We start from the raw sequence: 13487 nt of genomic DNA, 5'->3' as shown, positions 1-13487 counted from the left end.
ACCATCCGTACGGCCGGAAAACACCGCCCCTTACACTTAGCCAAGCCTAACCAACCCATGCAGCCACGGGAGTGCCCGCTCATGTCGGTCAGACGTGTCGCCGCGATGCTCGCGGCTGCCGCGGTCCTGCTGCTCGCGGTGGTGTTGAGCCTCGCCGTGGGTGCCCGGGCGATCGCCCCGTCGCTGGTCTTCGACGCCCTGCTGAACGGCGGGTCCAGCGAGGACGCCGTGGTCGTCCGGGAACTGCGGGTGCCGCGGACCGTCGTCGGCCTGATGGTCGGCGCGGGGCTCGCGCTCGCCGGCGCCGCGTTCCAGGGCATCACCCGCAACCCGATCGCCGACCCCGGCATCCTCGGCATCAGCCAGGGCGCCTCGGTCGGCGTGGTGCTGGCGATCGCGTTCGCCGGGGTGCACACCCTGACCGGATACGTGTGGTTCGCGTTCGCGGGCGCGGGCATCGCGGCCGTCGCCGTGTACGCGATCGCGGCCCGGGGCAGGGGCGGTGCGACCCCGATCAAACTCGCGCTGGGCGGCGCCGCACTCAACGCCCTGCTGGTCTCCGTGCTCACCGGGGTGCTCACCACCCGGGCCGCCGCACTGGACGAGTTCCGGTTCTGGCAGGTGGGCTCGCTGTCCGGCCGGGACGCGGAGCTGATCGGTCAGATCTGGCCGTTCCTGCTCGCCGGAACGATTCTGGTGATCGCGACGGCCCGCGGCCTGGACGCGCTCGCGCTCGGCGAGGACGTGGCGAAGGGCCTCGGGCAGAACGTGGGGAAGGTACGGGTGGTGGCCGGGCTCGGCGCGACCCTGCTGACCGGCGCGGGCGTCGCGGCGGCCGGCCCGATCGCCTTCGTGGGCCTCGCGGTGCCGCACCTGGCCCGCGCGATCGTCGGCAGCGACCACCGCTGGCTGCTGCCGATGTCGGCGCTGCTCGGTCCGGCGATGCTCCTCGTCGCGGACACCGTGGGGCGGATCGTGTTCCCGCCCAGCGAGGTCCCCGTCGGGGTGATGACGGCCCTGATCGGCGTGCCGTTCCTGATCACCCTGGTCCGTAGGAAGGCGGTCGCCGCGTGAACCCGCAGGCCGAACCCCGCCGAGCGACCCGAGAGACGAGACGCCGATGAAGCTCCGCACCGCGGACGGCACCCCCGCGACCCCGGACGGCGCCCCGGTCGCGCTCCCCGCGCGGGGGATCACCCGCCCCGCCGGGTACACCCCCGTCCGGTTCGGCGCGCACGCCTCGTTCCTGGTGCACCGGCGGGCCGTCGCCGCCGCCGCGGGACTGGCGGTGCTGCTCGCCGCGGTGTCCGTCCTCTACCTGTCGGTCGGCGAGTCCTTCGTGGCACCGGTCGAGGTGCTGCGGGTGCTCAGCGGCGAACCGTCGGCGCACCAGCTGGTCGTGGAGACGCTGCGGGCCCCGCGCCTGGTGGTGGGCCTCCTGGTGGGCACCGCCTTCGGCATCGCCGGGGCACTGGTCCAGACGGTCGCCCGCAACCCGCTGGCCAGCCCGGACATCATCGGGGTCAGCCAGGGCGCCGCGGCCGTCACCGTCGGCGCCATGACGTTCGGCATCACCTCGTACACCGTGATGCCGTACCTGAGCGTCGCCGGCGGCATCCTCGCCGCCGTCCTCGTCTACCTCTTCGCCTGGCGGGGCGGTCTCCACGCCACCCGGTTCGTCCTCATCGGCATCGGCTTCGCGGTGGCGCTGCGTTCGCTGACGAGCCTGTTCATGACCAAGAGCGACCATCTGGTGGCCCAGCAGGCCCAGGTGTGGATGACCGGCTCCCTCAACGGGCGGGGCTGGTCGGAGGTGGCGCCGCTCGGCTGGACGCTGCTGGTGCTGCTGCCGGCGGTGCTGTGGGCGGCCCACGCACAGCGCCGGGTCGGGGTCGACGACGACACGGCGACCGCCCTGGGCGTCCGGCTCGGCCGGGTGCGGCTCGGCCTGGTGGCGCTCGGCGTGGTGCTGGCGTCGGTGGCGACGGGAGCGGCCGGACCGGTCGACTTCGTGGCACTGCTCGCCCCGCAGATCGCCCGCCGATTGACCCGCACGGCACAGATCCCGTTGCTGTGCTCGGCGCTGCTCGGTGCCGTCATCGTCGTGTCGGCGGACCTGCTGGCCCGGCGGCTGTTCGCGCCGACGGAACTCCCGGTCGGCGTGCTGACCGCGGCCGTCGGCGCCCCGTACCTGATCTGGCTCATCATCCGCAGCCGCAGTGGAGGCACCTCGTGACGCAGTCACCGTCCCTGACCGGCAAGCAGTCCCCCTCCCCCGCCCGGGGTTCCGCCGCGCCGGCCGCCGAGGACGCGGGAGCCCGGCTGCGGGCCCGTGAGCTGACGCTCGCCTACGACGACCGCACCGTCGTCCACGAGCTGGACCTCGCGATCCCCGACGGCGAGGTCACCGTGATCGTGGGGCCGAACGCCTGCGGCAAGTCCACCACCCTGCGCGCCCTGGGCCGTCTGCTCAAGCCCAGCGGCGGTTCGGTGCTGCTGGACGGCACCGCCCTCGCGGAGCTGCCCACCAAGCGGATCGCCCAGCAGATCGGACTGCTCCCGCAGACGCCCGTCGCGCCGGAGGCCATCACCGTCGCCGACCTGGTGGGACGGGGCCGGCAGCCGCACCAGCGGTGGTGGCAGCAGTGGTCCGAGGCGGACGAGCGGGCGGTGCGCGAGGCGATGGAGCGCACGGACGTCGCCGCGCTCGCCGAACGCGCCGTCGACGAGCTGTCCGGCGGGCAGCGGCAGCGGGTGTGGATCGCGATGGCCCTCGCCCAGGACACCGAGTTGCTGCTGCTGGACGAGCCGACGACGTACCTCGACATCTCGCACCAGGTGGAGGTCCTCGACCTGGTGCGCCAGCTCAACCACGAACGGGGCCGGACGGTGGTCGTGGTGCTGCACGACCTCAACCAGGCCGCACGGTACGCGGACCACCTGGTGGCGATGAAGGCGGGACGGGTCGTCGCGGAGGGCGCCCCGGCCGAGGTCGTCACCGAGGAGCTGGTGCGGGAGGTGTTCGGGCTCGACTGCACGGTCGTCCCCGATCCGGTCACCGGTTCACCGCTGGTGGTGCCCGGCCTCCCCTGGAGCCCGCCGGAGTCCTGACCGCCCCTACACGCCTTCGCCGGGGTCCCGGCGGGCGGTGAGGGCGGCGATGAAGGGGTTCGTCCGGAAGGCGTCCCAGTACTCGGAGCCGCGCTCCCTCAGGTCGCCGTCGAGGACTGCCGGAACGGACCACCGCAGGTCGGACAGCCCGACGGCGGCGGCTGCTTCGGCGTACACGTCCTCCTCCCAGAGGGAGGACTCGACCACGATCTCGCCCGCCGGTGCGAGCAGCGCCGAGGTCACGCGGTGACGGCGCGGCAGCGCGGTGTGGGACAGGGTGCGCAGCCCGTACGCCTCCCAGTCCTGCCGGTCGAGGGCGAAGGACGGGTGGGCGGTGACGGCGACCAGCCGGCCGCCCGGAACGAGGTTGCCGGCGATCGTGGCCATCATGCCCCGCAGCGCCTCGAAGGAGTCGGTGTAGGGGAACAGCCACACGGCCAGGACGACGTCGAACTCGCCGATGGCCCCGAGGGCTTCGGCGTCACCCACCCGGAAGTCGATGCCCGTGGCGTTCTCCGGCAGTGCCTCGCGGGCGAGCCGGATCATCTCCGGGGACAGGTCCACTCCGGTGACCCGGGCCGCCCCCAGCTCCCTGACGCGGGAGGCGTAGTGCCCGTGGCCGCACCCCAGGTCGAGGACCCGCAGACCACGGACGTCGCCGAGCAGCGCGGTGACGTGTGCCTGTTCGGCGCCGGTGGAGACGTCCTTGAAGGACCGGTACTTGTCACCTATGTCGTCGTACTGGTTGCTCACGAGGGGTTCTCCCGTCCCGTCCGGGGCTGACCGATCCGGACGAAGTCCTGGGTGCAGCTGAAGGCGCACCCGCCGTCGATGGTGGTGAAGTGGGCCCGTGCGTACTGCTCGACCTGTTCGGGGGTGGGCGTGGCCGGCAGGTGGGCGAGCATGAAGGATGCCACTTCGACGGCGGTGCCCAGGTCGGGGGTGCGCACGTGCGCTTCGACGGTGTCCACCGAGACGATGTCGACGCCGGTGTCGGTGGGCTGGCCCGCCAGGGTGCCGACGAGGTCCGGCGTCGCCCCGCCGAAGTGCCGGAGCATGCGCAGGGAGTCGCTGTCCTGGTTCTGGAGCACGACCAGGCAGGTGCCTTCGGGGGTCGTCCAGGAGGCCAACCGGCGCAGATGGGCGGGCCACTGGTCCGCGGGCACGTGGTAGAGCACGTGCGCGCACAGCACGAGGTCGGCCGCCTCGGGCGGCCGGGCGTCCAGGATCGTCCGGGCGAGGACCAGCGCCTCGGGCACCCGGCGGGCCAGTCGGGTGCGCAGCCGGGGGTTGGGCTCGATCGCGATGGTGCGCGAGAACTGCCCGCTCAGGTGGGCGGTGGTCCCGCCGTCCCCCGCTCCGGCGTCCAGCAGCACCCGGCGGTGCGGAAGCCCGGCGACCACCCGGTCCAGGTGCGCGCGGGCCTTCCGCTTCTGGTCGGTGTGCGCGAGGAACGTCGCGAACGCCTGCTCGTAGCGCGCGTCGGGGTCGTTCGGGGTGCCCGGGGCGGAGGGGTCGTCTCGCATCCTGCGACCGTAGCCGCACCGGGCGCGGGTGCGGCGGAGTTCGGGCCGGTTGCCGGGACCTCTCGCAGGCCATCGCCGCTGCCGACGCCGAGCGGTGCACCGCACGCTCGCCGAAGGGCCCGCCGACGCCATGGGCCCGGACGTGCCCGGGCTGGTGTGGGGCTGTCTGGTCTGGGACTGCCCCGAGGACCCGTTCCTGGACGACGCGCTGGAGGACTGGCGCCCCGTCCACTAGGACTCAAGACCGAGCCGGGGGCTACCCGTCGGGTCACATTCCGGTGGAGCCGTCGATGCGTTCGCGCAGGAGGTCGGCGTGGCCGGTGTGCCGTGCGTACTCGGCGATCATGTCCACCATGATCCGACGCAGGGAGATCGGCTCGCCGGTCCCCTTGCGGGTCCCCGTTTCGTCCAGCGACGCGGCAGCGGCCGTGATCTGCCGGGAGCGCTCGCACTCCGACCGCCAGCCGGCGAACGCTTCCTCGACGTCACCTTCCAGACGGTCGAAGTCCTGGTCGGGGTCGTCGTCGGAGTAGTGGAGCAGCGGAACGTCCTCGCCGGCGAACTGGATGCGGAACCACCAGCGCTCGACGCCGGCCAGGTGCCGCACCAGGCCGTGCAGGGACAGGCCGGACGGCGGCACCGCCCGTTCGGACAGCTGCTCCGGGGACAGGCCGGCGCACTTGAGCGCGAAGGTCGCCCGGTGCCAGTCCAGGACCGCGACCAGGGTCTCCCGTTCGCCGCCGACGGACGGTGGGGTCGGGCGGGTGTCGCCGTTCCATCGGGGTGCGAAGTGCTGGGGGACAGCGGTGTCGTTCATCATCTGCCTGCTTTCCTGGCCGGGGACGGGCCGAGTCTGGCAGGCACCACTGACATCGGACCCGGCACCAGCGGGTCGGCGGCCCCGCACCGGAAGGTCCGACGAGACAGCGCGACGGTCCCGTTCACGACCTCCGCTGGGAGCGCCAGACGAGGAACACGGCGCTGGCGAAGGCGGCGGACTTGAGGACCCAGGGCCATGCGTCCCCGATGGCCTGGTCGAAGCGCTCCTCGACCAGTTCCGGACCCCAGTGCCCGGCGGCGCGGCCCCACAGCCACGTCACGCCACCGGCGAGGGACAGCCCGGGAATCCAGAGCACCGCGAACTTGGACTCGGCGGGGGTGAGCCGCTTGGAGAGCCAGGCGAGGGCCCAGCCGCCACCGAGCGCGAGCAGGTTGCCCGCCAGTGCGCCGACCACCAACAGGGCTGCGGCGACCAGCAGCAGCGGGTTGGACCAGCCGGTGAGCAGGGCCAGGACCCGGCCGCCGCGCGCGGTCGTGCCCGGTGCGGGGTCGGCCCCCGCCGGCTGGGCGGGCGCCTTCTCGACCGTGGGGTCACCCGCATCGTCGGCGTCGTCGTCCTCCGTGTCGGGGCCGGGCGGGGGTTTGAGGATGTCGGGGATCTCGATGCCGCCGACGAACCCGGGGACGCGGTCGACCGTCTCGAACGGGCTGCTGCTCTCGACCCGCCACCAGTCGCGGGGCCCGCCCGGGGTGCCCAGTTCGTCCAGGGGCGCCAAGTGGGGCGGCGAGGGGGCGCGGTGGGCGCTCCCCGGTCCGGCCGGCTCGTCCGCCGCGGGTCGCGGGTCGTCGGCGGGGGGCGTCGGGCCGGCGGGGCGGGGCCGCGGCACCAGCCGCCACAGCCCCTTCGCCGCCCGCCCCTCGGGCGCCTGACCCTCGGGCGCCTGACCCTTCGTCGACTGGTCCTTCGTCAGCTGGTCCTCGGACGGTCGGCCCTCGGACGGTCGGCCCTTGGACGGTCGGCCCTTGGACAACCAGTTCTTGAACGAGCGGTCGTCGGGGGCCGCGGCGGCACGCCCCTGGTCGTCCGGACCGGACCGCGAAGGTCCGGCCGCTGCCGCCGCGCCGGAGGTCCGCTGCTCCGGTAGGGCCGTCGGAGTGCCCTCGGCGCCGGGACCGGACCGGTCGCCCGACCCCGCGCGGGCCACCAACTCGCCCGGCTCCCCGATCCGCGACAGGATGCGCCGCACCGACGCGGGACTGTCGGCCGGGACCTTCGCCCGACGCCGGTCGATCTCGTCACGCAGGTCCGCGACGAGACGCATCCGCGCGGACGACGGCAGTTGGTGCTGTTGTGCCAGGTCGCCGACTCGACTGAGGTAGTCGAAGACGAGCTGGTCGCTCTCAATCCCCACGAAGTCCCCTCCGGGACGGCCACCGACAATCCCCTCCGCGCGACGGTACCGGGTCGCCCGGCGTCCTGGCGCTCCCCGGCGGTGCGCGGACGCCGAGGTTCACCCGCCGCCGGCCGTCGCCACGGTTCCCGCCCGCGGGGCGCCACGCACCCACGGGTGGGAACCGTCGCGCCCCGCGGGGACCCAGTAACGTGAACCGGATGAGCGGTAAGCCCCCCGGTAGCACCCCGCCCCGGTCCCTCGCCGAAGCCCTGCGCTCCCGCGACGACGCCTCACTCGCCGAACTCCTGCGGGCCCGGCCCGACCTGCTCGCGCCCGTGCCCGGCGACCTGACCCAACTGGCCACCCGCGCCGGAACCCGGGCGAGCGTGCTGCGCGCCCTGGAGCGACTGGACCGGTTCACCCAGCAGGTCGCCGAGGCCCTGGCCGTGGCCCCCGACCCGGCCGGCTACGCGGACCTGCTGCGACTGGTGCGCGGCGCGGACCCGGGCGCCCCCGAGGACGACCCCGGCGCCGGAGCCGTGGAACGGGCGCTGCCGCGCGCGGTGACGATCCTGCGGGAACAGGCGCTGCTGTGGGGCGACGACGCGCACCTGCGGCTGGTGCGCACCGCCCGCGAACTCCTGACGCCCGGCCCGCAGCACCCCTCGCCCACCGGTCTCGGCCCGTCCGTCGCCGAGACCACCGCGGGCATGTCGCCCGGGCGTATCCAGCAGATCGTGACGACCGCCGGGCTGGCCACCACCCACGACTCGGTGTCGGCGGTCGCCGCCCTCGCCGCCGTGTTCGAGGACCGCGAGCGGATGGACGCGCTGCTGGCCGAGGCCCCCGCGGCGTCCCTGGAGGTACTGGACCGGCTGGTGTGGGGGCCGCCGTACGGGCAGGTCACCGCCGAGCCCGCGGCCCGACTGCGCTGGCTCCTCGACCGGGGCCTGCTACTGCCCACCGCGCCCGGCACCGTCGTCCTCCCCCGGGAGGTCGCGCTGCACCTGCGGGGCGGCCGGGCGCACCGCACCCCCGAGCCGGTGGCCCCGGCGGTGCGGGCCCTCGCCGAGCACCGCCCGCAGGTCGTCGACGCGACCGCCGCCGGGCAGGCGTACACGGCGGTGACCACCGTCGAGGACCTGCTCCGCGACTGGGACGAGGGCGGCCCCGCGGTGCTGCGCGCCGGTGGGCTGAGCGTGCGCGACCTGAAGCGGACGGCCGTCGCCCTCGACGTGTCCGAACCCGTCGCCGCCTTCTGGGTCGAACTCGCGTACACCGCCGGGCTCCTCGCCGCGGACGGTCAGGCCGACGAGCGGTACGCCGCCACCCCCGCGTACGACGAGTGGATGGAGCGGCCCCCCGCCGAACGCTGGGCGACCCTGGCCGCCGCCTGGCTGACCGCGACCCGCACCGCCGGCCTGGTGGGCGGGCGCGACCCGAAGGACCGGGCGCTGTCCGCACTCGGACCCGGTCTCGACCGCGGGGCCGCCCCCGAGGTCCGGCACCGGGTCCTCGCGCTGCTCGCCGAACTGCCGGTGGGCACCTCGCCGGCCCCGGACTCCGTACTGGCCCGACTGCGCTGGGAACGCCCGCCCCGGTCGGCGGTGGCCGGCGGCCGGATCGGCGGGCCGGGCTCCGATCCGCTGGCCGAGGACCCGCGCGGACGGCTGGCCCGGTGGACGCTCGACCAAGCGGAACTCCTCGGCGTCACCGGTCGCGGCGCCCTCAGCGCACACGGGCGCGAACTGCTCGGCCCGCCGGACGAACGGGACGTCTCCGGAGCGCTCGACGCGGATGCGCTGGCCCGTGCGGTGGGGCGGGCCGCCGGGCTGCTCGGCCCGCTGATCCCGCACCCCCTGGACCACGTACTGCTCCAGGCCGACCTCACCGCGGTGGCCCCGGGCCCGCTGGAACGGCCGCTGGCGGACACCCTGGCGGTGCTCGCGGACGTCGAGTCGAAGGGCGGTGCGACGGTCTACCGGTTCACCCCCGCTTCGGTGCGGCGCGCGCTGGACGCCGGACGCACGGCCGGCGACCTGCACGCGTTCCTCGCCACGCACTCCCGGACCCCGGTGCCCCAGCCGCTCACTTACCTCATCGACGACGTGGCCCGTCGGCACGGACAGCTGCGCATCGGGGCGGCCTCCGCGTACGTGCGGTGCGACGACGACAGCGTGCTCGGCGAGATCCTGGCGGACCGCCGCGCCCAGGGGCTCCGGCTGCGCCGCCTCGCGCCGACGGTGCTCGCCACCCAGGCCGACCCGGCGACCCTGCTGGACCAGCTGCGCGCGATGGGGTTCGCCCCGGCCGCCGAGACCCCGGACGGGGACGTCATGATCGCCCGCATCCATGCGTACCGCACCGGGCCGCGCACCCCGCCCGAACCCGCGCCGGAGGGACCGCCGCGCCCCGACGACGTCCTGCTGCGGGCGGCCGTGCGGGCCGTGCGGGCGGGCGACCTGGCCGCGACGGCGCCCCGCAAGTCGGTGCCCGAGCAGCCCGGCGAGCTACCGCGGACCAGCCCGCCCGAGACCCTGGCCACCATGCAGGCGGCCGTCATGACCGGGCAGTCCCTGTGGATCGGCTACGTCAGCGCGGAGGGCGCCGCCAGTCAGCGGGTGATCGCCCCGGTCCGGGTGGAGGGCGGCTACGTCACCGGTTACGACCACACCGCGGACGAGGTCCGCACGTACCCGTTGCACCGGATCACGGGGGTGGCGGAACTCGCGGAGGACGACTGAAGCACCACGGGCCGGGTGCTCGGTCAACGGTTTCCGGGTCGAGCACGGGCCCGGCGCAGGAGCTCGACGAGTTCGTCCACGTCGGTCCACGGGTTGACTCGTCGGCCGTCCGGGTTCCCGGCGCGCATGGCCCGGGCCCGCGTTCTCGCCCTGGTGTAGTTGTGGCCCTGCGGCCCGCACAGCCGTTCGTAGTCCACCTGCTTCTTCTCGACCGTGTAGCCGCAGGCCAATCCCTTCTCCGCGGCGCGCTGCACCTCGGCCGAGGTGCGGTACGCGGAGACGTCCGCGAAGTGCAGCAGCAGCCACAGTTCGAAACACGGGTTGGTGAGGGCGACCTTGATCCGGCTCTGCCTGGCCAGGGCGAGAGCTTCGTCGAGGGAGGGGTGCTGACGGGGGGCCTCGACGTCGACGACGCACCACACCTCGTCGTAAGCCGTGTACCGATCCGCGGCGCTCCGTGCGGCCCGTTCCTTGTGTCGGACCGCCGCCAGGACCAGGGACTTCGGCTCCCCGTGAGTGCCACCGATGCAGATCGTGACGGGGAGCGCCTTGAGTTCCCGCCGGAGTCCGTTGAAGTACTCCTTCTCCGTCCGCTCGCCCTCGCAGTAGATCAGAAACCTCCGCTGTTCCGGCCGTGAACTGCCCGACCTGGTCAGCGGCTTCCCCCGGCGTGCCACTAGGTTCCTCCCACCGCCGCGGAAATGCCGCGCAGTACGTCGTCGTCCAGGTGCGGGACCGCTCCGTAGCGGCCCGCCAGGTAACGCTTCTCCAGGTTCTCGACGGAGTCCCGGACGTGGAACTCCGTCATCGGGAAGAGTCGGGTCGCCAGGGTCGCCGGGTCCTTCTCGGTGAACCACACCTGGTCCCGGTGCAGCTCGGTCCGGACGTTCTTGCCGAGCAGGGACGCTTCATGAGTGCTGAAGAGCAGTTGGGCGCCCGACTGGTTGGTCTCCGCCGACTGGAACATGCCGACGAGCGCGTCGACCAGGTAGGGGTGGAGGCGGGCGTCGAGTTCGTCCACGCACAACACGCTGCCCCGCGCCAGGGTGGTGAGCACCGGGCCCATGAGGCCGATCCAGGAGCGGGTGCCGCTCGACTCCTCGGCCAGGTCGAGGGGGAAGACGCCCTCCCCCGTCCGGTGCTCGACGCGCACCGAACGGAGCCCGGGGCTCTCGACCCGCACCTTGTCCCCGAGCACGTCCCGCACCACGCGCGTCAGCTTGCGGTACTCGTCCATGACCGCTTCGTCCGGTTCCTCGACCTTCAGGCCGGAGACTCCCAGGTCGGCATAGCCGAGCAGTTCCAGGACGGGGGCCGGTCGGGGTTCTCCGTGGTTCCCGTCATCGTCGAACAGCAGCCGCACGGTGTTGTCGAGCCGCGTCCTGAAGTTGTCGTCGGTGGCCATCCGCAGTCCCGAGCGGAACCAGCGGAACACCTCGCTGAGCTGGGGGTGGCCCTGCGCAGCAGCAACGGAGAGGTAGAGGCTGTTCGGGCGGAGCAGCTCGGAGATGATCTTCTTCCGGCCGGTCAGGGACCGACCGAACCTGACCGTGTCGCCCTCCCGTTCGTACAGCCGGTTGGCCTTGCGCTCCGGGTAGTAGGAGAGCCATTCCTCGGTGACCCGGTCGTCGTCGACGGTGAAGCCGAACTCGTGGCGCACCCCCTCCAGTGCGAAGTCCACGCAGAACGACGTGGGCCAGGAGCCGGCGTCCCGACGCAGGGCGAAGGGGCGTCTGGGCACCCCGCCCGCCGGGTCCCAGTGGCGGAACGAGGACAGGACCGCGGTGCGCGCCCAGCCGATCGCGTCGATCACGTTGGACTTGCCGGAAGCGTTGGTCCCGTACACCGCCGCCACGGGTACGACGCGGTGCTCGCCGTTCGCGAGTGCACGCTCGGCCCGTTCGGGGTGACGGTCCGAAGCGATCAGTGACAGTTCCTGCTCGTCTCGCAGGGACGCGTGGTTGGTCACCTGGAACCTCAGCAGCACGGCAACCTCCTCAAGCACCGAGAATGTCTTCCACAGGCTTTGCACGGCAGAAATTGACGATACAAGCCCTTTGACGCAACAGCTAGAGCGTTCACCCGCACGTGGAAGGACCCTTTCGACCCACCCCGGACCCCGGCCCCCGTGCCCGGACCGTCGCGAACACGTCACCCGGCGGCCGGTCCCCACCGCTTCGTGGGCCGATGCGGCAAACTGGAGGTTTGGTCGCCCGACCGGGGCATCCGCAGGAAGGGACGCGCGTGAACGGACCTCTCATCGTCCAGTCGGACAAGACCCTCCTCCTGGAGGTCGATCACGACCTGGCCGACGCCTGCCGCCGGGCCATCGCACCGTTCGCCGAGCTGGAGCGGGCGCCCGAGCACATCCACACCTACCGGATCACCCCGCTCGGCCTGTGGAACGCCCGGGCCGCCGGGCACGACGCCGAGCAGGTCGTCGACGCGCTGGTGGAGTACAGCCGCTACCCCGTGCCGCACGCCCTGCTCGTGGACATCGCCGAGACGATGGACCGGTACGGGCGGCTGACGCTGGCCAAGCACCCGGCGCACGGGCTGGTCCTGTCGACCACCGACCGGCCGGTGCTGGAGGAGGTCCTGCGGTCGAAGCGGATCGCCCCGCTGGTGGGCGTCCGGATCGACGCGGACACCGTCGCCGTGCACCCCTCGGAGCGCGGCCAGATCAAGCAGACGCTGCTCAAGCTCGGCTGGCCCGCCGAGGACCTCGCCGGGTACGTCGACGGGGAGGCCCACCCGATCGAGCTGGCCGAGGACGGCTGGGCGCTGCGCCCGTACCAGAAGCAGGCCGTGGAGGGGTTCTGGCACGGCGGGTCCGGGGTCGTCGTGCTGCCCTGCGGGGCGGGGAAGACGCTGGTCGGAGCGGGGGCGATGGCCCAGGCGAAGGCGACCACGCTGATCCTGGTGACCAACACGGTCTCCGCGCGCCAGTGGAAGCACGAACTGGTCCGCCGGACCTCGCTCACCGAGGAGGAGATCGGCGAGTACAGCGGGACGAGGAAGGAGATCCGGCCCGTCACGATCGCCACCTACCAGGTGCTCACCACCCGGCGGAAGGGCGTGTACCCGCACCTGGAGCTGTTCGACTCCCGGGACTGGGGCCTGATCGTGTACGACGAGGTGCACCTGCTGCCCGCGCCGGTCTTCAAGTTCACCGCCGACCTCCAGGCCCGCCGCCGCCTCGGGCTGACCGCGACGCTGGTCCGGGAGGACGGGCGCGAGTCGGACGTCTTCTCGCTGATCGGGCCCAAGCGGTTCGACGCGCCGTGGAAGGAGATCGAGGCGCAGGGGTACATCGCGCCGGCGGACTGCGTGGAGGTGCGGGTCAGCCTCACCGAGTCGGAGCGGCTGGCGTACGCGACGGCCGAGCCGGAGGAGAAGTACCGCTTCTGTGCGACGACCGCGACCAAGCGGCGGGTGACGGAGGCGCTGGTGCGTCGGCACCGGGGCGAGCAGACGCTCGTCATCGGGCAGTACATCGACCAGTTGGACGAGCTGGGGGCGCACCTGGACGCGCCGGTGATCAAGGGGGAGACCTCGAACGCGCAGCGCGAGAAGCTGTTCGACGCGTTCCGCGCGGGGGAGATCTCGGTGCTGGTGGTGTCGAAGGTCGCGAACTTCTCGATCGACCTGCCGGAGGCGACGGTCGCCATCCAGGTGTCGGGGACGTTCGGGTCGCGCCAGGAGGAGGCCCAGCGGCTGGGTCGGGTGCTGCGTCCGAAGGCGGACGGGCACGAGGCCCGTTTCTACTCGGTCGTGGCCCGGGACACCATCGACCAGGACTTCGCGGCGCACCGCCAGCGGTTCCTGGCCGAGCAGGGTTACGCGTACCGGATCGCGGACGCGCACGAGTTGCTCGGCGAGGACCCTTCCGGGGCCTGAGCGGCGGCCCGCCCGGGTCGGCCCCTGGGGGC

Annotated in this window: 12 protein-coding genes; 6 read left to right on the top strand and 6 right to left on the bottom strand. The window is 73.4% G+C overall.

The genetic code is table 11. From position 1 onward, the window contains the following. Positions 1 to 81 precede the first annotated feature (81 nt). From ACFWIA_RS23780 to ACFWIA_RS23770, 3 genes are all read left to right on the top strand, one after another. A complete protein-coding gene (locus ACFWIA_RS23780; protein WP_387008264.1) occupies positions 82 to 1074 on the top strand; it encodes a FecCD family ABC transporter permease in 993 nt (330 codons plus the stop codon). Between the two features lie 46 nt (positions 1075 to 1120). Then, positions 1121 to 2236, top strand: a complete 1116-nt coding sequence (locus ACFWIA_RS23775; protein ID WP_387008262.1) for a FecCD family ABC transporter permease — start codon at positions 1121 to 1123, stop codon at positions 2234 to 2236. Between the two features lie 86 nt (positions 2237 to 2322). Beyond that, positions 2323 to 3111 carry an ABC transporter ATP-binding protein gene (locus ACFWIA_RS23770; protein ID WP_387008303.1) on the top strand — a complete coding sequence of 263 codons (789 nt, stop codon included), beginning with the start codon at positions 2323 to 2325 and terminating at the stop codon, positions 3109 to 3111. Positions 3112 to 3117: 6 nt separating this feature from the next. On the opposite strand, the gene ACFWIA_RS23765 is transcribed toward ACFWIA_RS23770, so the two are convergent. After that, positions 3118 to 3864: a class I SAM-dependent methyltransferase gene (locus ACFWIA_RS23765; protein ID WP_387008260.1), complete on the bottom strand. Its 747-nt coding sequence runs from the start codon at positions 3862 to 3864 to the stop codon at positions 3118 to 3120. Continuing rightward, positions 3861 to 4637, bottom strand: a complete 777-nt coding sequence (locus ACFWIA_RS23760; RefSeq protein WP_387008258.1) for a class I SAM-dependent methyltransferase — start codon at positions 4635 to 4637, stop codon at positions 3861 to 3863. The genes ACFWIA_RS23765 and ACFWIA_RS23760 overlap by 4 nt, the downstream gene beginning before the upstream one ends. Positions 4638 to 4731: 94 nt before the next feature. Between ACFWIA_RS23760 and ACFWIA_RS23755 the strand changes: the two genes are divergently transcribed. After that, positions 4732 to 4872, top strand: coding sequence for a hypothetical protein (locus ACFWIA_RS23755; RefSeq protein ID WP_387008256.1), 141 nt, complete (start codon positions 4732 to 4734; stop codon positions 4870 to 4872). 33 nt (positions 4873 to 4905) lie between these two features. Here the strand turns inward: ACFWIA_RS23755 and ACFWIA_RS23750 are convergent, their stop codons facing one another. Both ACFWIA_RS23750 and ACFWIA_RS23745 read right to left on the bottom strand, forming a co-directional pair. Then, positions 4906 to 5454, bottom strand: coding sequence for a DinB family protein (locus ACFWIA_RS23750; protein ID WP_387008254.1), 549 nt, complete (start codon positions 5452 to 5454; stop codon positions 4906 to 4908). 124 nt (positions 5455 to 5578) lie between these two features. Further along, positions 5579 to 6829, bottom strand: a complete 1251-nt coding sequence (locus ACFWIA_RS23745) for a hypothetical protein (protein ID WP_387008252.1) — start codon at positions 6827 to 6829, stop codon at positions 5579 to 5581. 200 nt (positions 6830 to 7029) lie between these two features. Here ACFWIA_RS23745 and ACFWIA_RS23740 point away from each other — a divergent pair, with 200 nt between their 5' ends. Beyond that, entirely contained in the window at positions 7030 to 9555 is a 2526-nt protein-coding gene (locus tag ACFWIA_RS23740; protein WP_387008250.1) for a helicase-associated domain-containing protein, read from the top strand. A gap of 23 nt (positions 9556 to 9578) precedes the next feature. On the opposite strand, the gene ACFWIA_RS23735 is transcribed toward ACFWIA_RS23740, so the two are convergent. Together ACFWIA_RS23735 and ACFWIA_RS23730 are read right to left on the bottom strand one after the other, a co-directional pair. Next, entirely contained in the window at positions 9579 to 10232 is a 654-nt protein-coding gene (locus ACFWIA_RS23735; protein WP_387008248.1) for an RloB family protein, read from the bottom strand. Continuing rightward, positions 10232 to 11560: an ATP/GTP-binding protein gene (locus ACFWIA_RS23730; protein ID WP_387008246.1), complete on the bottom strand. Its 1329-nt coding sequence runs from the start codon at positions 11558 to 11560 to the stop codon at positions 10232 to 10234. The genes ACFWIA_RS23735 and ACFWIA_RS23730 overlap by 1 nt, the downstream gene beginning before the upstream one ends. Positions 11561 to 11799: 239 nt before the next feature. Between ACFWIA_RS23730 and ACFWIA_RS23725 the strand changes: the two genes are divergently transcribed. Continuing rightward, on the top strand, positions 11800 to 13455 hold the full coding sequence (locus ACFWIA_RS23725) for a DNA repair helicase XPB (RefSeq protein ID WP_387008244.1): 1656 nt from the start codon (positions 11800 to 11802) through the stop codon (positions 13453 to 13455). The last annotated feature ends 32 nt before the right edge of the window (positions 13456 to 13487 follow it).

The organism is Streptomyces sp. NPDC127068 (genome assembly GCF_042724695.1).
GTDB lineage: Bacteria > Actinomycetota > Actinomycetes > Streptomycetales > Streptomycetaceae > Streptomyces.
Note: the sequence above shows the minus strand (reverse complement) of the source record. Positions and strands in the feature narration are given on the sequence as shown.